The sequence below is a fragment of the Azospirillum sp. TSO22-1 genome, assembly GCF_003116015.1.
Taxonomy (GTDB): Bacteria; Pseudomonadota; Alphaproteobacteria; order Azospirillales; family Azospirillaceae; genus Azospirillum.
In genome coordinates, this window is the sequence record NZ_LGQZ01000006.1 from 36,483 (window position 1) to 57,276 (window position 20,794).

Sequence of the window (20,794 nt, forward strand, 5' to 3'; positions counted from 1 at the left end):
CCCGTTCCGGCCCGCAAGAGCAGTACCGGTGGCGCCGTTGACGTCGTTTTCGGATAGCGCGAGTTGAATGCTATGGATACAACCGACGGGAAGCAACGCAAATTGTCGGGAATGCTGTGGCGATATGCGGCAATTCTTTGCACGCGCCTCGGTCAGGCCACCCGCTCCAGCAGCGTCGCCAGCCCCAGACCGCCGCCGATGCCCAGCGTCGCCAGACCGCGCTGGCCGGGCGCCAGCTCGCTGAACAGCCGGGTCACCAGCACCGCGCCCGACGCCCCGTAGGGGTGGCCGAGCGCCAGCGCGCCGCCGCCGACGCTGACCGTGTCCTCGGGGATGCCGAGGGTGTCCAGGCAGGCCAGCACCTGCGCGGCGAACGCCTCGTTGAACTCGACCAGGTCGATGGCGTCGAGGCGGAGACCGGGGTTGCGCGCCAGCAGCCGGCGCACCGCCGGGATCGGGCCGGTGCCCAGCAGGTTCGGGTCGACGCCGGCGGCGGCCGAGTCCGCCACCCGCAGGCCGCGGGCGCCGGCCATGGCGGCGAAGCGCCGTTCCGACACCACCGCGACCACCGCGGCGCCGTCGTTGACCGGGCAGGCGTTGCCGGCGGTCACCGTGCCGCCGGGCATGAACACCGGCGGCAGGCGGGCCAGCTTCTCCGCGCTGGTGTCGGGACGCGGGCACTCGTCGCGGTCGACGACGCGGCCGTCCGGCAGCACCAGCGGCACGATCTCGCGGGCAAAGCGGCCGGTGGCCTGGGACTCCACCGCCTTGCGGTGGCTGGCCAGCGCGAAGGCGTCCTGGCGCTCGCGGGTGATGCCCCAGGCGCGGGCGACGTTCTCCGCCGCCACGCCCATCTCCGGGTCGCCGACGCTGTCCGGCGCGAAGCGCGCACGGTCGTAGAAGCGCGGCGAGCGCCAGGGGGTGGCCGGCTTCTCCACGCGCCAGGGGGCGGTGCTGGTGCTCTCGACGCCGCCGGCCAGATAGACCTCGCCGGCCCCGGCCTCGATCAGGCGGGCGGCCATGTTGATCGCCTCCAGGCCGGAGCCGCACTGCCGGTCGACGGTGACGCCCGGCACCTCCACCGGCAGCCCGGCGGCCAGCGCCGACAGCCGCGCCACGTTGCCGCCGGGACCGACGGCGTTGCCCAGCAGCACGTCGTCCACCTCGCCCGGCTCCAGGCCGGCGTCGGCCAGCACGGCGCGGATCACCGGGGCGGCCAGTTCCTCCACGGGCAGGTCGCGCAGGCTGCCGCCGATGCGGCCGATGGGGGTGCGGCGGGCGGCGACGATGACGGCGCGGCGCTGGCTCATCGGATCTCCTCCACCCGCGGGTCGCCGGTCTCGATCCAGGTGCGCAGGGTGGTGCCCGCCAGCTTGCCGCTGGTGGTCAGCGGCAGATCCCGCACGGCGTAAAAATGGCGCGGGCACTTGTGGACGTCTAGCCGGCCGCGGCACCACGCGCGCAGCTCCGCCAGCGACGGCGGAGCATCCCCGCGTCCGCGCAGCACGGCGCAGATCTCCTGCCCCCAGTACGGGTCGGGGCGGCCGAAGACGTGCGCCTCCTCGACCGCCGGGTGGGCCTTCAGCGCCGCCTCGACCTCCGCCGGGTAGACGTTGAGGCCGCCGGAGATCAGCATGTCGCCCTCCCGCCCGATCAGGTGCAGGAAGCCGTGCCCGTCCAGCCAGCCGCGGTCGCCCACCGTCGCCCAGCCGCCCTCCGTGCGGAAGCCGGCGCCGTCCGCCGGGCCGACATAGCCGCGGCTGAGCATAGCGCTGCGCACCCACACCGTGCCGGGCTCGCCGGGTTCGGCCGGGGCGCCGTCATCGCGGCGCAGGTCAATCTCCACGCCGCGGAAGGCGCGGCCGACGGACTCCGGCGGGCACGCCTCCGTCGAGGCGGCGACGCTGACGAAGCTCAGCTCCGACGCGCCGTAGTATTCGTAGACGGCCGCCCCGGAAAACACCCCGGCCAGCTCCGCGCGCAGCTGCGGCGACAGCTTGGCGCCGGCCGAGACGATGCGGCGCACCTCGGGGAAGCGCGCCCCGCCGGCCGCGCGCAGCAGCGCCACCAGCATGGTCGGCACCGCCACCACCGCGGTCAGCCGGTGCCGGGCCAGCGCGTCCACCGCCTCCGCCGCGTCGAACTTGCGCAGCAGGTGCACCGAGGCGCCCGCCGCCAGCCCCTCCACCGCGCCGTACAGGCCCAGGCCGTGCACCAGCGGCCCCGGCACCAGGATGCGGTCGTCCGCGGTGACGCCGAACTCGGCCCACCCCGCCTCCAGCGTCGCCGCCCAGGAGCTCTGGTCGCGGGTGAACGCCTTCGGCCGGCTGGTGGTGCCCGACGTGAAGCCGATCAGGAACGGCCGGTCCGGCGGCACCGGGCGCAGAGCCGCCGCCGGCTGCGCCGCGATCCAGGTGCTTGCGGCGTCCGCGTCGTCGAACAGCCGGTCGAGCGGCAGGGAGTCCAGCACCGCGGCGCGCTGCGGCGGGCTCCATTTCGGGTCGAGGATCACTGCCACGCCGCCGGCCAGCACGGTGCCGAGGAACAGCGCCAGGAACTCCGCCCCGTTGCCGAGCAGCAGGCCGACCCGCGCCCCCTCCCCATCTCTTCGTTGGGGCACCCCCACCGCCACCCGGCGCGCCCGGTCGAGCAGCGCGCCGAAGGTCACGGCCTCGCCGCCGACCCACAGCGCCGGCTTGTCCGGATGCCGTTCGGCGAAAGTAACGAAGGGGGCGGCGAAGGACATCAGTGCGCGGCCAGCGTCGGGTAGCCGCGCCGCACCGCGGCGGCAGCGAACGCGGCGACGCCGGCCTTGATCAGGTCGCCGGGAACGAAGGCGAGCGAGCCGTACAGCGCCTTCTCGACCGGCAGGCCGCCGACCAGCACCAGCCACGGCACGCCCAGCGCGTACACCGCGCCGATGCCGCCCAGCGCGCAGGCGACGAACAGCGTCAGCACGTTGCCGCCGCGCGGCAGCCGCTCGGCCAGCCAGCCGATGACGAAGGCGCCCAGCGGAAAGCCCAGCAGGAAGCCGCCGGTCGGCCCCAGCACGACGCCGAAGCCGCCGCGCCCGCCGGCCAGCAGCGGCAGCCCCGCCAGCACCAGCAGCACGAACAGCACCAGCGCCAGCCCGCCGCGCTTGGCGCCCAGCAGCGCGCCGGCCAGCATGACGCCCAGCGTCTGCGCGGTGACCGGCACCGGGATGAAGGCCAGGGGGATCGGCGGCAGCAGGCCGAGCGCCGCGACGATGGCGGCGAACAGGGCGCAGTGGACGAGGTCTCGGGTGGACAGGGTGGTCACGTGTGCTTCTCCTTCATCGCGGATCATACCCGCGGGCTTCCAGCGCATCGCCCAGCGTGTCGGCCATGCGCAGGGTCTTCACCAGGAGCGGGACGAGCAGCGCCAGCGCGCTGCGCTCCACGCCGCGGGCGCGCTGCGCCATGCGGATCTCCTGCACCAGGTCGAACAGCACGGGGATCAGCCGGATGGTCAGCGCCAGCATCAAGCTGAGCTTCCCGGCGTTCACCCCCAGGGGCCGCAGCACGCCCAGCACCCGCTCCAGCGTCTCGATCATCTCCGACGCACGGGTGGTCAGCGTCACCAGGGCCGAGAGCAGCACCAGCAGGCACACCCGCGCCGTCACCACCACCGCGGTTTCCCAATCGGCGAAGGCCGCCTGCGCCGCGAACAGCACCAGCAGGATGGGCAGCAGCGGGCGCAGCTGGTCGGCCGCGGTGCGCGCCGGCAGCCAGGCCAGCGCGAACAGCCCCAGGCACGCCAGCAGCGCCGCCCCCAGCGGCGCCGGGCCGGTGACGAAGAACACCCCGGTCGCCGCCACCGCCAGCCCCGCCAGCTTCCAGCCGGCCGGCAGCGCGTGCACGGGGGACTCGCGGTGCAGGTACAGCCCCAGCATCAGCCCATCCTCGCCACGTAGGCGGCGATCGCCGGCCCCGGCGCGTCGTCGGCGACCACGCGGCCCTCGTCCAACACGATGACCCGCTCCGCCTCGGCGACGAGGTCGAGGTCGTGCGAGACGACGATGGCGGTCTCCGGCAGGTCGCGGATGACCCGGGCGATGGCGCGGCGGTTGCGCAGGTCGAGCAGCGTGGTCGGCTCGTCGAACACCACGTGCGCCGGCTCCAGCACCAGCACCGAGGCGATGGCCAGCAGCTGCTTCTGCCCGCCGCTCAGCAGGTGCGCCGGCCACGTGCGGTGCCCGGTCAGGCCGAAGCGCTCCAGCGCCGCGTCCACCCGCCGGGTGATCTCGTCGCGCGGCAGGCGCAGGTTCTTCAGGCCGAAGGCGACGTCCTCCTCCACCGTCGGGTAGACGATCTGCACGTCCGGGTCCTGGAAGACGAAGCCGACGCGGCGCCGCACCGCCTTCGCATCCTTGCGGGTGTCGAGGCCGTCCACCAGCACCTGCCCCTCGCTGGGCACGATCAGCCCGTTGAGCAGACGGGCCAGCGTGCTCTTGCCCGAGCCGTTGCTGCCGACGATGGCGACGCGCCGTTCGGCCAGGGTCAGGTCGATGCCGCGCAGCACCTCCCGCTCGCCGTACCGGTGCCGCACGTTGCGCAGCTCGATCAAACGCCTGTCCTCCTCAGCCGACCAGCAGCACCTTGCCGCGACGCCCCGAAGCCTCGGCGGCGCGCACGGCCTCGGCCGCGTCGGCAAGGTCGTAGGTCGCCGCGACCGGCAACGCAAGCCGCCCGTCGGTCACCCGCGCGACCACCGCGTCGAACGCCGCCCGCCACTCGGCGACGGAACACCGGTCGACCCAGCGGCGCAGCCAGTAGTCGGAGGCGCGCAGCCCCCGCCGCGAGAGGTCCGCCGGGTCGGGCCGCAGCAGCGCCCCGGACAGCAGGCCGTAGGACAGCAGCACCCCGCCCGGCGCCAGATGGTTGAGCAGCGCCGCCCCCTCCGTCCCGCCGACCGCGTCCAGCCCGGCCGCCGCCCCCTCCGCCGCGCCAAGGCGGGCCAACACCGGCGCCAGCGGCTCGCGCGTCGTATCGACCACCGCGGCGGCGCCGAGGGCCAGCAGTTCGTCGGTGTAGGCGCCGCTGCGCACCAGGGCGACCATGCGCAGCTCCAGCTCCCGGCACAGTCCGGCGGCGAGGCGCCCGCAGGCCGAGCCGGCGGCGTTGACCAGCAGCACGCCGCCCGGCGGCAGCCGCAACTCCTCCGTCAGCATCAGCCAGACGGCGACGGGGTTGATGTAGAGCTGCGCCGCCGCACCGTCCGTCACCGCGTCCGGCACCGGCACCGCCCATTGGGCCGGGGCGGTCACCAGCTCCTGCCACGTCCCAGCGCCGCGCAGCGGCAGCACGCGCGTGCCGATCAGGTCCGACGGCGCGCCGGGGCCGGCGGCGAGCACGGTGCCCACCCCCTCCCAGCCGGGGACGGAGGGCAGCGGCGTGTGCTTCGCGTAGGTGCCGCGGATGGTCAGCAGATCCGAGGGGTTGATGGAGCGCGCGTGCACGCGCACCAACAGCTCGCCGGGACCGGGTTCGGGAGGCGGCGCCTTGGTCAGGCACAGCACCTCCGCCGGCTCGCCGAAGCGGTCGTAACGGAGGACACGGGCCATGGCGGGACTCCCTTGGTGACGGCGCCGTCGCATTTATTCGCAAGCTTCGCACCGCCACAAGGGGGCGCGTTGCGGAATCGTGCCAATCTGCAAGGAGATTCGCCGGAATACGAATGAAGTTGCGAAGACTGCGAACCATGGTGCCGGCCACGATCCTGCCTGCGTGCCCGGGCCGCGCGATAGAGGCTGTCGCAACACCCCTGCCGCCCGCCGATTGGGCGCCCTGCACAGTCTTTGCTCACCCGTCCGCCCAAAACGCCGCTGCGTCCGCCGCCCCGGCCGGCCTGCGATTTGCAAAGCGCGCCTCCCGCCCAGCCTTTCCGCCACCCGGGATCCGGACATGACCATTCACGTCGCCCTCACCCACAAGACCGTGTACCGGTATGACCACCCGGTGACGCTGTCGCCGCAGATCGTGCGGCTGCGCCCGGCGGCCCATTCGCGCACGCCGATCCTGTCCTATGCGCTGGACGTGTCTCCCAAGGAGCACTTCATCAACTGGCAGCAGGACCCGCAGGGCAACTATCTGGCGCGGCTGGTCTTTCCGGAGAAGACGCGGGAGTTCTCGGTCACCATCGACCTCGTGGCCGACATGGCGGTCATCAACCCCTTCGACTTCTTCCTGGAGCCGGAGGCCGAGCACATCCCCTTCGCCTACGATCCGGGACTGGCGCACGAGCTCGCCCCCTACCTGCTGCGCGACCCGGATGTCGGGCCGCTGTTCGCGGACTACCTGGCCACCGTAGACCGCAAGACGACGCAGACCATCAACTTCCTGGTCGACCTGAACCAGAAGCTCCAGCAGGCGATCCGCTACACCATCCGCCTGGAACCCGGCGTGCAGACCTGCGAAGAGACGCTGGAGAAGCTCAGCGGCTCCTGCCGTGACAGCGCGTGGCTGCTGGTCCAGCTGCTGCGCCACCTGGGGCTGGCGGCGCGCTTCGTCTCCGGTTACCTGATCCAGCTGGTGCCCGACCAGAAGCCGCTGGAGGGGCCGGAGGGGCCATCCGCCGACTTCACCGACCTGCACGCCTGGGCCGAGGTCTACCTGCCCGGCGCCGGCTGGGTGGGCCTCGACCCGACCTCCGGCCTGTTCGCCGGGGAGGGGCACATCCCGCTCGCCTGCTCCCCCGACCCGTCGAGCGCCGCGCCGATCTCCGGCGCGGTCGAGAAGTGCGAGGTCGAGTTCGGCCACGACATGCACGTCACCCGCGTCCGCGAGGCGCCGCGCGTCACCAAGCCCTACACCGAGGACCAGTGGGCCGCCATCGACGCCCTCGGCCACGCCATCGACGAACGCCTCAAGGCCGGCGACGTGCGCCTGACCATGGGCGGCGAGCCGACCTTCGTGTCCATCGACAGCGTCGACGACCCGGAATGGAACACCGCCGCCATGGGGCCGAACAAGCGGCGCCTCGGCGCCGGGCTGCTCGGCCGGCTGCGCGACCGCTTTGCGCCGGGGGCGCTGCCGACCTTCGGCCTAGGCAAGTGGTATCCGGGCGAGCAGCTGCCGCGCTGGGCCTTCGCGCTGTACTGGCGCAAGGACGGCGTGCCGGTGTGGCGCGACCCGGCGCTGGTCGGCGACGAGGCGAAGAACCACCGGCCCACGGCCGAGACCGCCGAGCGCTTCGTCCGCACGCTGGCCGGGCGCCTCGGCGTCGATCCCGCCTACGCGGTGCCGGGCTACGAGGACCCGGTGCACTACATCCTGCGCGAACAGGCGCTGCCGACCAACGTCGATCCCTTCGATTCCCGCCTCGACGACCCGGAGGAGCGGGCACGGCTGGCCTACGTGTTCTCCAAGGGGCTGACCAGCGTCACCGGCTACACGCTGCCGGTCCAGCGCTGGAACGCCGTCGACGGCCGCGTCTGGGTGACCGGGCCGTGGCCGCTGCGGCGCGAGCGCATGTACCTGCAGCCCGGCGATTCGCCAATGGGCTTCCGCCTGCCGCTGCCCTCGCTGCCGTGGATCGCGCCGGCGGACTACCCGCACATCGTGCCCGCCGACCCCATGGACGAGCTGCCGCCGCTGCCGAACCCCGACGAGTCCGGCCAGCGCTACCGCCACGGCCCGCCGCAACCGGTGTCCGGCGCCCTGCACGAGCAGCGCCGGGCCGGCGCGCTCGACCCGAAGCCGGGGCCGCGCGGCCTCGTGGCCGAGGGCGTGCGCACCGCGCTGTGCGTCGAGCCGCGCGACGGCCAGCTGCGCGTCTTCCTGCCACCGGTGGAGCGCATCGACGACTTCCTCGAGCTCGTCGCCGCGATCGAGGACACGGCGCGCGAGCTGTCCGCGCCGGTGCAGGTCGAGGGCTACCCGCCGCCCTACGACCCGCGCATCAACGTCATCAAGGTGACGCCCGACCCCGGCGTGATCGAGGTCAACATCCACCCGGCCGCCGACTGGGACACGCTGAAGGGCATCACGTCCGGCCTGTACGAGGACGCCCGGCAGACGCGGCTCGGCACCGAGAAGTTCATGCTGGACGGCCGGCACACCGGCACCGGCGGCGGCAACCACATCGTGGTCGGCGGCGAGACCCCGCCGGACAGCCCGTTCCTGCGCCGCCCCGACCTGCTGGCCAGCCTGATCCGCTACTGGCAGAACCATCCGGCGCTGTCCTACGCCTTCTCCGGCCTGTTCATCGGCCCGACCAGCCAGGCGCCGCGCGTCGACGAGGCGCGTGACGATTCCCTGTACGAGCTGGACATCGCTCTGCGGCAGCTCAACCCGACCGGCCGGCCGATGCCGCCCTGGCTGGTCGACCGGGCGTTGCGCAACGTGCTGATCGACGTCACCGGCAACACCCACCGCACCGAAATCTGCATCGATAAGCTGTTCTCCCCCGACAGCCCGACCGGGCGCCTCGGCCTCGTGGAGTTCCGCGCCTTCGAGATGCCGCCGCACGCGCGCATGAGCCTCGCCCAGCAGCTGCTCCTGCGCGGCCTGATCGCGCGCTTCTGGGACGAGCCCTACACGCGGCCCACCGTACGCTGGGGCAACACGCTGCGCGACCGCTTCCTGCTGCCGCACTTCGTGGCGGAGGACCTGAAGGACGTGCTGGCCGACATGCGCCGCGCCGGCTTCGCCTTCCAGGACGACTGGTTCGCCCCGCACCTGGAGTTCCGCTTCCCGCGCGTCGGCGGCGTCGAGAGCGACGGCATCGCGCTCGAGCTGCGCACGGCGCTGGAACCCTGGCACGTGATGGGCGAGGAGCCGGGCGGCGGCGGCACCGTGCGCTACGTGGATTCCTCGGTCGAGCGCCTGCAGGTCAGGGTGTCGAACCTGATCGGCGGCCGGCACTGGGTGGCCTGCAACGGCCGCCGCGTGCCGCTGCACCCGACCGGCGTGCCCGGCGAATTCGTGGCCGGCGTGCGCTACCGCGCCTGGCAGCCGCCTTCGGCGCTCCACCCGACGATCCCGGTGCACGCACCGCTGGTGTTCGACATCGTGGACGGCTGGTCGGAGCGCGCGGTCGGCGGCTGCGCCTACCACGTTTCGCATCCGGGCGGCCGCAACTACGACACCTTCCCGGTCAACGCCTTCGAGGCGGAGGCGCGGCGCCGGGCGCGCTTCTTCAACCACGGGCACAGCCACGGGCGTCTGGCGGCGCCGTTGGATGCCGGCAACCCCGACCTGCCGCTGTGCCTGGACCTGCGGTGGGGGGCATAGTCCCTCCCCCGCGAGGGGGGAGGGGCTTTATGGGCGCTTCCCATGGATCACCCGGTGGATGAACGCCAGCTTCCCCGTGGTCGGGGCGTTCACCACGAACGGGTACGGGTCGTTCACGCCCATGCTGCGGTTCAGCGCGTTCAGCGCCTCGGTCAGCGGGTACCAGGTGTCGAGCAGCGCCTCGAAGTCGGTGCAGCGGTAGGCGTCGCCGCCGATCTCGCGCTTGGCGTCGACGCCGATCACCACGAGCTTCAGGTTGGCCGCGGTGTCCAGCGTGCCGACCATGTGCATGGTGTGCGCCCAGCACTCCGCCCAGTCCTCCCAGGGGTGGGACGAGGCGTAGGCGCTGATGAAGTGCCCGTTCCAGTCCGCCGGCGGCCCCTGGCCGTAATGGCACTGCAGCGCCTGGGCGTAGTCCTGCCGCTCGTCACCGAACAGTTCGCGGAATCCGTCGATCAGCGGCGTGCCCTCGACCAGCCGCTCCCAGTAGTAATGCCCCAGCTCGTGCCGGAAATGGCCGAGCAGCGTGCGGTAGGGCTCGCCCATCGCCACCCGCCGGGCCTCGCGTTCGGCGTCGTCGGCCTCGGCGATGCTGAGGGTGATGACGCCGCCCGCGTGCCCGGTCATCACCGGCGCGGGTGCCGCCTCGGGAGCGAGGAACTCGAAGGCGATGCCCTCGGGCGCAGCGCCGGCCTTGGGCTCCACCGGCAGGCCGAAGCGCAGCAGGTTGTGCACGGCGCGGTGCTTGGCCAGCTCGATCCTCTGCCAGCGCCGCAGGTTGTCCGGCACCGACAGGTCGGGGATGACGCGGTTGAGCCGGCAGGCGCGGCACAGCGGCTGGCCGTCGCCCGGCTCCAGCAGCCAGTTGCAAGCGCCGTGCTGCGCGTTGCCACACAGCCGGTAACCGCCCGTCTCCGAGTCCATGGGCGTGACGGTGCCGTCCGCCGCGACGGTCACGGCGGCGACCACCATCCGGTCGGGCAGGTAGGCGAGGTCGGCGCCGCAGCGCTCGCAGCGGACGTTCTCGAAATAGACGCGCTGGCCGCACCGCTGGCAGGTGAAGATCCTCATGCCGTTCCCAACGCCCCCCGCCGCGCGCGGTTCCTCACGCCCGCTCGGCGCAGGGTGTGCCGTCGATCGCCCCGACGGCGTCGCCGTCCGGATCGCCGGCGAGATAGGCGTCGAGCAGGCGGTGGAAGGCGTCGCGCGCCGCACCCCCGGTCAGGTTGTGGTCGGCGTCGGGCAGCGTCTCCAGCCGCACGCCGGGCTGGCCGGCGAACCACGCGCCGCCGGGCCCGAAATGCGCCTCCAGCTCGCCCAGCGAGACGTCGTGGGCGCTGTAGACCAGCAGCGTCCGCACGCCGCGCGCGCCCAGCCGGCGGAACGCCGCGTGCGGCGCCGATCCGCCGAAGCGGCGTCGAACGCGGCGCAGCAGCGCCACGGGAACGTCGAGGAGGCGCCCCGGCCGCCGGGCGGCCTCGCGGACGACGCGCGGCCAGTTGGCGGGGTCACCGAGCTGCGCCAGATAGAAGGCGGCGGGGTGGCTCTCGTCGCGGCCGAGCGCCTCCGCGGTGGCGCCGTCGCCGAGCGTGAAGAGGCCGGGATTGATCATCACCTGCCCGGCCACCCGCTCGTCCTCCAGCGCCGTGTGCAGCGCCAGCGCCGCACCGGCGCACACCCCCAGCACGACGCAACGCCGCCGCCCGCGCGCTTCCAGCCAGTCGAGCGCGGCGCGCGTGTCGGCGATCGAACCGCGGCGGTAGATCAGCCCGTCCGGCTGCCCCGCCGCCGACGCGCTGTCGCCCAGGCCCGCCAAGTCCATGCGCAGTGAGGCGTAGCCATGCGCCGCCAGCCGACGGGCAATCTCCACCGACAGACGGGCGAAACCGACGTGGTGCCACGCGCCGCTCGGCAGCAGCAGCAGTGCCGGCCGGTCCGCCGGGGCGAAGCCCGCCGGCTCGCTCCACACCCCGGCCAGCCCGCCGCCGGGGCCGAACAGCACCGGCGTCTCGACCGCCGAAGGCAGCGCGAGCCGCGCCGGCTCGGCGGGGCGCGGTGCAGGTTCGGCGCGGGCGGTGGGCGCGTCGGCGGCCAGCCACGCGGCGACGCGTTCCAGCGGCGCCACGGGCACCACACCGCGCTCCACGCTGCGCATCAGCGCGGCGTAGTCGGCGAAGGGCTCCTCCTCCACCGCCGCGCCCAGCCCCGACAGGCGCCCGGCCAGCGAGGCGGCGCCGCGCACGTCGGTGCGGGCCAGCAGCAGCGTGCGCGCCGCCGGGGCGGCGGCCAGTCGCGCAGGATCGAGCGCCGTCAGGTCGGCCAGCGTCTGCGCGGTGAGGCGGAAGCCATTGAACTCCAGCGCGTCCGGATCCAGCTGCGGCGCGCCGGCCAGCCGGGCCATGGCCCGGACCTCGGCGGCGAAGGCGGCGCCGGAGCACGGCGCCAGCAGCACCAGCCGGTCCACCCCGCCCCGCTCGGCCGCCGCTGCGGCGGCCAGCGCGGCGCCGAGGCGCGCGCCGACCAGCGCCACCTCCTGCAACTCCAGCGTGTTGGTTATCCAGCGCACGGCGGCGTGCACGCCATCGATCCAGGCCCGCACCCGGCCAGGATCGTCGTCGCCACCGCGCGAGTCCCCGGTGCCCGGGTAATCGAAGCGCAGCGTCGGAAGCCCGGCTGCGGCAAGGCGTTTAGCCAACGCCCGCCAAGCGCGGTGGGTGCAGTACGCCTCGAGCCCCATGGGACTGCACAGCACCACGCCACGGCGACCGGCCGCCGGATGCAGCCAGCCGAAGCACTCATCGAAGACGACCGGTCTCATGCGCCACTCAAGGATTGCAACGAATCCTTGTAATAACGCTTTTGCGCGGCGATGGGACGGCAGCCCGCAGCGATTATCCTTTTGCCCCGTCTCTCACCACGAGCAGGATACCTCCAATGCTCCGGCGCCCCGTCCAAGTTGGGGGCCGGGGCATCGGAGGGAATGCACGCCCCGCTAGAACGCCGCCTCCAGCAGCCCCTGGGTGCGCGTCCAGGCGCGTCGGGCGCTGTCGGCGTCATAGCTCGCCCGCTCGTCGCAGCTGAAACCGTGCCCGGCGGGGTAGAGGTGGACCATCACCTCGGGGCGGGCGGCGCGCACCTCCTCGGAGACGGACAGCGGAATCGCCGTGTCCTTCTCGCCGAAGTGCAGCAGCACCGGGGCGCGCAGCGTCAGATGGACGTGCTTGGCGATCTGGCCGCCGTAATAGCCGACGGCGGCGCGCACCGGCAGGCGGGCCGCGGCCAACCACGCCAGCGTGCCGCCCCAGCAGAAGCCGACCACCGCCGCCGAGCCCGGCGTACCCAGATGCCCCAGCGCGGCCCCGACGTCGGAGAGCGCCGCGTCCATGCTCACCTGCCCCATGATCGCCCGGCCGCGGTCGATGCCCGGCTGGTCGTAGGCCAGCTCCACCCCGCGCTCGACGCGGTCGAACAGCGCCGGGGCCAGCGCCGTCCAGCCGGCGGCGGCGTAGCGGTCGCAGACCGAGCGGATGTGGTGGTTGACCCCGAAGATCTCCTGCACCACCACCACCGCTCCGCGCGCCGCGCCGTCCGGCCGCGCCAGATAGCCGCCGAAGTCGTGGCCGTCCTCGGCCTGCAAGGTGATGAGTTCGCCTGCCATGTCGTTTCTCTCCCCGTGTGTCCGCCCGGCCTTGGGCCGTCGCCCGGTAAAGCTAAGCGCAACGGCGCCGGGATCAAAGCCGCGTCGTCAGACCCCGACCTCGATCGCCGCGTTGACGACGTAGATCATCTCGTTCCGGTCGTTCTTGTCGGCGAGGAAGATTCCACTCGGCGCCAGCATGCCGCCGGGGCCGACCTGCACGCTGACCTGCCCGTAGGGGAAGACGGCGCGCACCGCCTCGACGTCCAGCTGGTCAGCGTCGGCGGGGACGGCGAGGTGGACGCGCACCTGCATGCGGCTGGTGTCGCCGTCCACCAGCGCGCGCATGCCGGGCATGGAGTTGCGCTCGATGGCGTTGCGCACAGCGCGGACGGCGGCCTTGGTGACGTCCTGCCCGTGCAGGTCGACGCCCATGCCGAGTTCGACGAACATCACTTGCTTCATGGTGCTCTCCTCTGGTGCTTCGAGGGCGGCCTCGCATCCAGCTTGCACGGCACCAACCGCCCCGCCACCGGATTTTCATCCTCCGGAAGCACTTCCGGCATGCGGAAAACCCGGGGGTGCCGCTGGACGAGACCCGGCGGCGCGGCGCTATCCTGACTGCCGTCTGGCCGCCAGCAGGGGTATGAGTCCATGCGCCTGACCTTCGAGTACGAACCGGACGATCCCCGGCAGTCCGGCTTCATCGCCGCGCTCAAGGAGCGCTACGCCCGCTTCATCGACAACGACCACCCGGACATTGTGGTCGTCGTCGGCGGCGACGGCGCCATGCTGCGCGCGCTGCACCGCCGCACCCCGCCGCCGGACCAGCCGGCGCGGCCGATCCGCTTCCTCGGCGTCGGGCGGGGCAACCTGAACTTCCTGATGAACCCCAGCTCGGTCGCCGACCAACTGGCCGAGCTGGACCCGGCAGCGATGCCCTGCCACCGCGTCCACCCCCTGTGGGTCCAGGCGAACGGCGAGCTGATCGGCGCCGCCTACAACGACGTGGTGATCGGCGCCGGGGTGGCCGACTGCCACCAGTTCCACCTCGACAGCACGGACGGCGAGTTCGAGGGGTACGAGCTGCGCGGCACCGGCGTCTGCGTCGCCACGCCGCTCGGCTCCACCGCGTTCAACGCCAACAACCGCGGCGTCGTGCTGCCGCTCGACGTACCGCTGCTGTCGGTCACCGGCATCGTCTCCAACCGCGACCTCAGCGAGATCTTCGCCGGCAGCGACCTGTCGATCCGCTTCGCCTCGCGGCGCGGGGTCACGGTGTTCCTCGACGCGCACAAGACGCGGCACCTCGACTGCTCCGGCGTCGTGCGCATCCGCCGCGACGAGACGCGCTGGATGGAGCTGACCTTCGTCAACGACGGCGAGTTCTCGCGCCGGCGCATCGACCTCCTCAAGGGCAAGCGGAAATAGGCCTTCTTTCCGCCCGGCGTCCGCGACACCATCTCTGCTCGCGCAAGCCGTCGTTGGAAGGGATGGGATCCGCATGGACAAGCTGCACGCGATGCGCGTCTTCGTCCGCGTCGTCGAGGCGAACAGCTTCTCGAAGGCCGCCGACACGCTGGGCCTGCCGCGCGCCTCGGTGACGACGACGATCCAGAACCTGGAGGCATCGCTGGGCGTGCGCCTGCTCCAGCGCACCACGCGCAAGCTCAGTCTGACGCTGGACGGCGCGGCGTACCTGGAGGGCGCCACCCGCATCCTGTCGGAGATCGACGAGATCGAATCCACCTTCACCAGCGCGCGCAAGACGCCGCGCGGCCGGCTGCGGGTGGACATGCCGGGCTCCATCGGCCGGCTGGTCATCATCCCCTCGATCCACGAGTTCCACGCCAAGTACCCGGACATCGACCTGATGCTCGGACTGGGCGACCGCCCCATCGACCTGATCCAGGAGGGGGTGGACTGCGTCATCCGCGTCGGCGAGCTGTCGGATTCCACCCTGGTGGCGCGCCGCATCGGCGCCATGCAGCAGGTCACCTGCGCCAGCCCCGCCTATCTGGCCGAGCACGGCGAGCCCCGGACCCTCGAGGACCTGGAGCGCCACGTGGCGGTGAACTATTTCGGCAGCCGCACCGGGCGGAATTTCGAGCTGTGCTTCCAGCGCGACGGCCGGGAGGAGGAGATCGCCATGCAGGGCGTCGTCTCCGTCAACGACGCCGACGCCTACGTGACCTGCGGCCTGGAGGGGCTGGGCCTGCTGCAGCCCGGACGCTTCATGGTGCTGCCGCACCTGCGCAGCGGCGCCCTGCGCGAGATCCTGCGCGACTGGCGGCCGGCGCGCATCCCGATCTCCGCGGTGTACCCGCACAACCGGCACCTGTCGCCGAAGGTGCGGGTGTTCGTCGACTGGGTGGCCGAGCTGTTCGAGCGCTGCCCGCTGCTCCAGGGCGAGGACCTGCCGGAGGACGCGTGCGTGGAGCGCGCGGCGCCGGTCGAACGCGAGGGCGCGTGCGAGTGCGTGGTGTGAGGCAGGCCAAAAGCCTCCGCCTCGCCCCGATTGTTCATCCCAGCTGAATTCTGTTCCCGACCGCGGCGGCTTTATCCCACCCGGGGGCTCGACCAATATCCCTCTCGCTGCATTGCGGGAGGGGCGCTCGGCGCCGGGTTGGAATGGATCGTTCGCACGCATCGCTGATGGTGGAGGGCCGCGAGGTCCCGCTGCGTCTGTACCGGCCGGCGGCGACCGGGCCGCTGCCCGGCGTGCTGTACTTCCACGGCGGCGGCTTCACCTCCGGCTCGCTGGGCGAGGCCGAGGCGCCGGCCACGGCGCTGGCCGAGAGCATCCCGGCGCTGGTGGTGGCGGTCGGCTACGCGCTCGCCCCCGCCCACCCCTTCCCCGCCGCGATCGAGGACGCGCACGCCGCCGCCCGCTGGCTGGCCGAACGGGCCGGCCCGCTGGGTGTGGCCGGGCACGACGCCGGCGGGCACGTCGCCGTGTCGCTCACCCTGCTCGCCCGCGACCGCGGCGGGCCGGAGATCGCCGCGCAGGCGCTGCTCGGCCCGATGCTCGACCCCAGCCTGACGCGGATCCGCGACGGCGACGCCGGCGTGGCGGAGTGCGCGAAGTGCTACCGCGCCTACCTGCCCGAGGCGGCGCTGCGCCTGCACCCGTACGCTGCCCCGCTGGAATCGCGCCGGCTCGGCCGGCTGCCGCCGATCCTCGTCGCCACGGCGCAGGACGACATGCTGCGGCCGGAGGCCGAGAGCTACGCCGCCCGGCTGATTGACGCCGGGGTGCCGACCGAGGTCACGCGCTTCGCCGGAATCTCCCATGCGGGCCTTCCCCGTCACGCGCCGGCCCTCGCGGCCGTCGCCGATTTCTTCCGGCGCCGCCTGTCCGGCGCCCGTCCCAACCATCCGAGCCACAGGTAAAGCCATGACCACGTCCCGCACATCCTTCGCCCTTCTCCTCGCGGCCGGCGTGTCGGTGGCCGCCGTCACCGGCGTCGCCACCCTGCGCAGCCCGGCCGAGGCCCAAACCGCCGCCCCCGCGCCGCCCCCGGCCGAGGTGGACGTCGCCTCCGTGCTCGCCCGCCCGGTGGTGGACTGGCAGTCCTACTCCGGCCGGCTGGAGGCGGTGGACCGCGTCGACGTCCGCCCGCAGGTCCCCGGCACCATCGTCGCCGTGCACTTCCGCAACGGCGCGCTCGTCCGTCAGGGCGACGTGCTGTTCACCATCGACCCGCGCCCCTACGAGGCGGAGGTGGCGCGCGCCGAGGCGCAGGTCGCCGCGGCGCAGGCGCGGGTGCGCTTCACGGCGTCCGACCTCGACCGCGCGCAGAAGCTGGTGCGCGACGACACCATCTCGCGCAGCACCATGGACCAGAAAGAAAACGCCGCCCGCGAGGCCGCCGCCAACCTGAAGGCGGCGCAGGCGGCGCTGGAGCTGGCGCGCCTCAACCTCGGCTACACGCAGGTAACCGCCCCGGTGGCGGGGCGGGTGTCGCGGGCGGAGCGCACGGTCGGCAACGTGGTCGCCGCCGGTGCGGCGGCGGAGGCACTGACCACGCTGGTCTCGGTGTCGCCGATCTACGCGTCCTTCGACGTGGACGAGCAGACCTACCTGCGCCACATCGCCCCGGTGAAGGATTCCGGCGGGATCCCGGTGCGCCTCGGCCTCGCCAACGAGGACGGCACCCCGCGCGCCGGCACGGTGGAGCACGTGGACAACCGGTTGGACAGCGTGTCCGGCACCATCCGCGTGCGCGCCAAGTTCGACAACCCCGACGGCCTGCTGGTGCCCGGCCTGTACGCCCGGGTGAAGGTGGGCGGCACCGCGCCCTACGACGCGCTGCTGGTGGACGACCGCGCCATCGGCACCGACCAGGACAAGAAGTTCGTCCTGGTGGTGACGCCGGAGAACACGGTCGAGTACCGGCCGGTGAAGCTCGGCGCCCTGCAGAACGGGCTGCGCGTGGTGACGGCGGGTCTGTCGGCCGGCGAGCGCGTGGTCGTCAACGGCATCCAGCGCGCCCGGCCGGGCATGCCGATCACGCCGAAGATGGTTGCCATGGGCGAGGAAAAGACCCAGACGGCGGCGCGGTAAGCAAAACAAAACCCTCTCCCGTCCCGGGAGAGGGAGGGGCCCGCCCGCAGGGCGGGAGGGTGAGGGTGCCTGCAAGGATCCTCGCGATGACCCTCACCCGGCGCCTGCGGCGCCACCCTCTCCCGAGGCGGGAGAGGGATTCGTTTACGGAGACCCCACATGAACATCTCCAAGTTCTTCATCGACCGGCCGATCTTCGCCGGCGTGCTGTCGGTGGCGCTGTTCCTGGCGGGGGCGATCGCGCTGTTCCGCCTGCCGATCTCCGAATACCCGGAGGTGGTGCCGCCGTCCGTCGTGGTGCGCGCGCAGTTCCCCGGCGCCAACCCCAAGGTCATCGCCGAGACCGTCGCCTCCCCGCTGGAGGAGCAGATCAACGGCGTCGAGAACATGCTGTACATGCAGTCGCAGGCGAACAGCGACGGCAACATGGCGCTGACGGTGACCTTCAAGCTGGGCACCGACGCCGACAAGGCGCAGCAGCTGGTGCAGAACCGCGTGGCGCAGGCCATGCCGCGGCTGCCGGCCGACGTGCAGCGCCTGGGCGTCACCACGGTGAAGAGTTCCCCCACGCTCACCATGGTCGTGCACCTGCTCTCGCCCAGCGACCGCTACGACATGACCTACCTGCGCAACTACGCGCTGCTCAACGTCCGCGACCGGCTGACCCGCATCGCCGGCGTTGGCGAGGTGCAGGTGTGGGGTGCCGGCGACTACGCCATGCGGGTCTGGCTCGACCCCACCAAGGTGGCGCAGCGCGGGCTGACCGCCACCGACGTGGTGAACGCCATCCGCGAGCAGAACGTCCAGGTGGCGGCCGGCGTCATCGGCGCCTCGCCCAGCCTGCCCGATGTGCCGCTGCAATTGTCGATCAACGCCCGCGGCCGGCTGAAGACCGCCGAGGAGTTCGGCGACATCGTGCTGAAGACCGGCGCCGACGGCGGCGTCACCCGCCTGCGCGACGTGGCGCGGGTCGAGCTGGCGGCGGCGCAGTACGGGCTGCGCTCGCTGCTCGACAACAAGCCGGCGGTGGCGCTCGGCATCAACCAGACGCCGGACGCCAACGCGCTCGCCATCTCCGACGAGGTGCGCAAGGTGATGGCCGAGCTGAAGGCCGACATGCCGGACGGCGTCGATTACTCCATCGTCTACGACCCGACGCAGTTCGTCCGCTCCTCCATCGAGGCGGTGGTGCACACGCTGCTGGAAGCCGTGGCGCTGGTGGTGCTGGTGGTCATCGTCTTCCTGCAGACGTGGCGCGCCTCGATCATCCCGCTGCTGGCGGTGCCGATCTCCATCGTCGGCACCTTCTCGCTGATGCTGGCCTTCGGCTTCTCGATCAACGCGCTCTCGCTGTTCGGCATGGTGCTGGCCATCGGCATCGTGGTCGACGACGCCATCGTCGTGGTCGAGAACGTCGAGCGCAACATCGCCTCCGGCCTGTCGGCCCGCGACGCCACCATCCGCGCCATGCAGGAGGTCAGCGGCCCGATCATCGCCATCGCGCTGACGCTGGTCGCCGTCTTCGTGCCGCTGGCCGCCATGACCGGCCTGACCGGCGAGTTCTACAAGCAGTTCGCGATGACCATCGCGATCTCCACCGTCATCTCCGCCTTCAACTCGCTGACCCTGTCGCCAGCGCTGTCGGCGGTGCTGCTGCGCGGCCACGACCAGCCGCAGGACTGGCTGACCCGCGCCATGAACCGGGTGTTCGGCGGCTTCTTCCGGGTGTTCAACCGCGTCTTCCAGCGCTCCAGCGACGGCTACGGCCGGGGCGTCGGCGGGGTGGTGCGGCACAAGGGCGCCATCCTGGCGGTCTACGCGCTGCTGATCGGCGCCACGGTGATCCTCGGCCGCACGGTGCCCTCGGGCTTCGTGCCGATGCAGGACAAGGAGTACCTGATCAGCTTCGCGCAGTTGCCCAACGGCGCCTCGCTCGACCGCACCGAGGCGGTGATCCGCGAGATGACCGACATCGCCCTGCAGCGCCCCGGCGTGCAGAGCGCGGTGGCCTTCCCGGGCCTGTCGGTCAACGGCTTCACCAACTCGTCCAGCGCCGGCATCGTCTTCGTCACCCTGAAGCCGTTCGCCGAGCGCGGCGACCCCCACCTGTCGGCCGGCGCCATCGCCATGGACCTGCAGAAGCGCTACGCCGGCCTGAAGGAGGCGTTCGTCGCCATCTTCCCGCCGCCGCCGGTGATGGGGCTGGGCCAGCTCGGCGGCTTCAAGATGCAGCTGGAGGACCGCGGCAACCTCGGCTACGAGGCGCTGAGCGGGGCGGTGACCGCCTTCGTCAAGCGCGCCGCGCAGACGCCGGAGCTGGGGCCGACCTTCTCCGCCTACCAGATCAACGTGCCGCAGCTCGACGTCGATCTGGACCGGGTGAAGGCCAAGCAGCTCGGCGTGTCGGTGAACGACGTGTTCGACACCATGCAGATCTACCTGGGCTCGCTGTACGTCAACGACTTCAACGCCTTCGGCCGCGTCTACCAAGTGCGGGTGCAGGCCGACGCGCCGTTCCGCGCGCACGCCGACGACATCGGCCTCTTGAAGACCCGCAACGCCGCGGGGACCATGGTGCCGCTGTCCTCGCTGGTCACCGTGCACCCGGGCTACGGGCCGGAGATGGTGGTGCGCTACAACGGCTTCACCGCCGCCGACGTCAACGGCGGGCCGGCGCCCGGCTATTCGTCGGGGCAGGCCGAGGCGGCGGCCGAGCGCATCGCCGCCGAGGTGCTGCCGCGCGGCGTCAAGCTGGAGTGGACCGACCTCACCTACCAGAAGATCCTGGTCGGCAACGCCGGGCTGTGGGTGTTCCCGATCAGCGTGCTGCTGGTCTTCCTGGTGCTGGCCGCGCAGTACGAGAGCCTGACGCTGCCGCTGGCCATCCTGCTGATCGTGCCGATGAGCGTGCTGTCGGCGCTGACCGGCGTGTGGCTGACCGGGGGCGACAACAACATCTTCACGCAGATCGGCTTCATGGTGCTGGTCGGGCTGTCGGCGAAGAACGCCATCCTGATCGTCGAGTTCGCCCGCGAGCTGGAGCACCACGGCCGCACGTCCGTGCAGGCGGCCATCGAGGCCAGCCGGCTGCGCCTGCGGCCGATCCTGATGACCTCCATCGCCTTCATCATGGGCGTGGTGCCGCTGGTCACCTCCACCGGCGCCGGCGCGGAGATGCGGCACGCCATGGGTGTCGCGGTGTTCTCCGGCATGATCGGCGTGACGCTGTTCGGTCTGGTGCTGACGCCGGTGTTCTACGTGCTGCTGCGCCATCTGGCCGGAGCCGGCCGGCGGGCTGAGGTTCCCGCCCACGCGGCGGCGCATCCGGCGGAGTGA

At 72.5% G+C, this 20,794-nt stretch carries 16 protein-coding genes; 6 read left to right on the top strand and 10 right to left on the bottom strand.

What is annotated here, in order from left to right:
• Positions 1 to 152: 152 nt before the first annotated feature.
• The 6 genes from TSO221_RS01710 to TSO221_RS01735 are packed head-to-tail and all read right to left on the bottom strand — an operon-like array spanning position 153 to position 5,584.
• Entirely contained in the window at positions 153 to 1,310 is a 1,158-nt protein-coding gene (locus TSO221_RS01710; protein WP_109116755.1) for a thiolase family protein, read from the bottom strand.
• Complete coding sequence (locus TSO221_RS01715) at positions 1,307 to 2,746, bottom strand: AMP-binding protein (RefSeq protein ID WP_109116756.1); 1,440 nt, start codon at positions 2,744 to 2,746, stop codon at positions 1,307 to 1,309. Before TSO221_RS01715 ends, TSO221_RS01710 begins: the two co-directional genes overlap by 4 nt.
• Positions 2,746 to 3,300, bottom strand: a complete 555-nt coding sequence (locus TSO221_RS01720; RefSeq protein WP_348770246.1) for a biotin transporter BioY — start codon at positions 3,298 to 3,300, stop codon at positions 2,746 to 2,748. The genes TSO221_RS01715 and TSO221_RS01720 overlap by 1 nt, the downstream gene beginning before the upstream one ends.
• A 13-nt stretch (positions 3,301 to 3,313) precedes the next feature.
• On the bottom strand, positions 3,314 to 3,913 hold the full coding sequence (locus tag TSO221_RS01725) for an energy-coupling factor transporter transmembrane protein EcfT (protein ID WP_109116758.1): 600 nt from the start codon (positions 3,911 to 3,913) through the stop codon (positions 3,314 to 3,316).
• Positions 3,913 to 4,587 carry an ABC transporter ATP-binding protein gene (locus TSO221_RS01730; RefSeq protein WP_109116759.1) on the bottom strand — a complete coding sequence of 225 codons (675 nt, stop codon included), beginning with the start codon at positions 4,585 to 4,587 and terminating at the stop codon, positions 3,913 to 3,915. The genes TSO221_RS01725 and TSO221_RS01730 overlap by 1 nt, the downstream gene beginning before the upstream one ends.
• Positions 4,588 to 4,600: 13 nt before the next feature.
• Positions 4,601 to 5,584 carry a zinc-dependent alcohol dehydrogenase family protein gene (locus tag TSO221_RS01735; protein WP_109116760.1) on the bottom strand — a complete coding sequence of 328 codons (984 nt, stop codon included), beginning with the start codon at positions 5,582 to 5,584 and terminating at the stop codon, positions 4,601 to 4,603.
• Between the two features lie 340 nt (positions 5,585 to 5,924).
• On the opposite strand from TSO221_RS01735, the gene TSO221_RS01740 reads away from it, so the two are divergent.
• Positions 5,925 to 9,254, top strand: a complete 3,330-nt coding sequence (locus tag TSO221_RS01740) for a transglutaminase family protein (protein WP_109116761.1) — start codon at positions 5,925 to 5,927, stop codon at positions 9,252 to 9,254.
• 27 nt (positions 9,255 to 9,281) lie between these two features.
• On the opposite strand, the gene TSO221_RS01745 is transcribed toward TSO221_RS01740, so the two are convergent.
• The 4 genes from TSO221_RS01745 to TSO221_RS01760 all read right to left on the bottom strand — a co-directional run bounded on the left by TSO221_RS01745 (position 9,282) and on the right by TSO221_RS01760 (position 13,356).
• Positions 9,282 to 10,325, bottom strand: a complete 1,044-nt coding sequence (locus TSO221_RS01745) for a putative zinc-binding peptidase (protein ID WP_109116762.1) — start codon at positions 10,323 to 10,325, stop codon at positions 9,282 to 9,284.
• Positions 10,326 to 10,359: 34 nt separating this feature from the next.
• Positions 10,360 to 12,072, bottom strand: a complete 1,713-nt coding sequence (locus tag TSO221_RS01750) for an alpha/beta fold hydrolase (RefSeq protein ID WP_109116763.1) — start codon at positions 12,070 to 12,072, stop codon at positions 10,360 to 10,362.
• Positions 12,073 to 12,246: 174 nt separating this feature from the next.
• Positions 12,247 to 12,912, bottom strand: coding sequence for a dienelactone hydrolase family protein (locus TSO221_RS01755; protein WP_109116764.1), 666 nt, complete (start codon positions 12,910 to 12,912; stop codon positions 12,247 to 12,249).
• An 87-nt stretch (positions 12,913 to 12,999) separates the two neighbouring features.
• Positions 13,000 to 13,356, bottom strand: a complete 357-nt coding sequence (locus TSO221_RS01760; protein ID WP_109116765.1) for a Lin0512 family protein — start codon at positions 13,354 to 13,356, stop codon at positions 13,000 to 13,002.
• 189 nt (positions 13,357 to 13,545) lie between these two features.
• On the opposite strand from TSO221_RS01760, the gene TSO221_RS01765 reads away from it, so the two are divergent.
• From TSO221_RS01765 to TSO221_RS01785, 5 genes are all read left to right on the top strand, one after another.
• Complete coding sequence (locus tag TSO221_RS01765; protein WP_109116766.1) at positions 13,546 to 14,322, top strand: NAD(+)/NADH kinase; 777 nt, start codon at positions 13,546 to 13,548, stop codon at positions 14,320 to 14,322.
• Between the two features lie 73 nt (positions 14,323 to 14,395).
• The gene (locus tag TSO221_RS01770) at positions 14,396 to 15,379 is read left to right on the top strand and encodes a LysR family transcriptional regulator (protein WP_109116767.1); all 984 of its coding nucleotides are present in this window, start codon (positions 14,396 to 14,398) and stop codon (positions 15,377 to 15,379) included.
• Between the two features lie 143 nt (positions 15,380 to 15,522).
• Positions 15,523 to 16,284, top strand: coding sequence for an alpha/beta hydrolase (locus TSO221_RS01775; RefSeq protein ID WP_109116768.1), 762 nt, complete (start codon positions 15,523 to 15,525; stop codon positions 16,282 to 16,284).
• A 4-nt stretch (positions 16,285 to 16,288) separates the two neighbouring features.
• On the top strand, positions 16,289 to 17,458 hold the full coding sequence (locus TSO221_RS01780; protein ID WP_109116769.1) for an efflux RND transporter periplasmic adaptor subunit: 1,170 nt from the start codon (positions 16,289 to 16,291) through the stop codon (positions 17,456 to 17,458).
• Positions 17,459 to 17,617: 159 nt separating this feature from the next.
• Positions 17,618 to 20,794 carry a multidrug efflux RND transporter permease subunit gene (locus TSO221_RS01785; RefSeq protein WP_109116770.1) on the top strand — a complete coding sequence of 1,059 codons (3,177 nt, stop codon included), beginning with the start codon at positions 17,618 to 17,620 and terminating at the stop codon, positions 20,792 to 20,794.

Bases quoted from the DNA above. Each gene is read 5' to 3' on its own strand.
- TSO221_RS01710 (WP_109116755.1), bottom strand. From the start codon at position 1,310: ATGAGCCAGCGCCGCGCCGTCATCGTCGCCGCCCGCCGCACCCCCATC.
- TSO221_RS01715 (WP_109116756.1), bottom strand. From the start codon at position 2,746: ATGTCCTTCGCCGCCCCCTTCGTTACTTTCGCCGAACGGCATCCGGAC.
- TSO221_RS01725 (WP_109116758.1), bottom strand. From the start codon at position 3,913: ATGCTGGGGCTGTACCTGCACCGCGAGTCCCCCGTGCACGCGCTGCCG.
- TSO221_RS01735 (WP_109116760.1), bottom strand. From the start codon at position 5,584: ATGGCCCGTGTCCTCCGTTACGACCGCTTCGGCGAGCCGGCGGAGGTG.
- TSO221_RS01740 (WP_109116761.1), top strand. From the start codon at position 5,925: ATGACCATTCACGTCGCCCTCACCCACAAGACCGTGTACCGGTATGAC.
- TSO221_RS01745 (WP_109116762.1), bottom strand. From the start codon at position 10,325: ATGAGGATCTTCACCTGCCAGCGGTGCGGCCAGCGCGTCTATTTCGAG.
- TSO221_RS01750 (WP_109116763.1), bottom strand. From the start codon at position 12,072: ATGAGACCGGTCGTCTTCGATGAGTGCTTCGGCTGGCTGCATCCGGCG.
- TSO221_RS01755 (WP_109116764.1), bottom strand. From the start codon at position 12,912: ATGGCAGGCGAACTCATCACCTTGCAGGCCGAGGACGGCCACGACTTC.
- TSO221_RS01760 (WP_109116765.1), bottom strand. From the start codon at position 13,356: ATGAAGCAAGTGATGTTCGTCGAACTCGGCATGGGCGTCGACCTGCAC.
- TSO221_RS01765 (WP_109116766.1), top strand. From the start codon at position 13,546: ATGCGCCTGACCTTCGAGTACGAACCGGACGATCCCCGGCAGTCCGGC.
- TSO221_RS01770 (WP_109116767.1), top strand. From the start codon at position 14,396: ATGGACAAGCTGCACGCGATGCGCGTCTTCGTCCGCGTCGTCGAGGCG.
- TSO221_RS01775 (WP_109116768.1), top strand. From the start codon at position 15,523: ATGGATCGTTCGCACGCATCGCTGATGGTGGAGGGCCGCGAGGTCCCG.
- TSO221_RS01780 (WP_109116769.1), top strand. From the start codon at position 16,289: ATGACCACGTCCCGCACATCCTTCGCCCTTCTCCTCGCGGCCGGCGTG.
- TSO221_RS01785 (WP_109116770.1), top strand. From the start codon at position 17,618: ATGAACATCTCCAAGTTCTTCATCGACCGGCCGATCTTCGCCGGCGTG.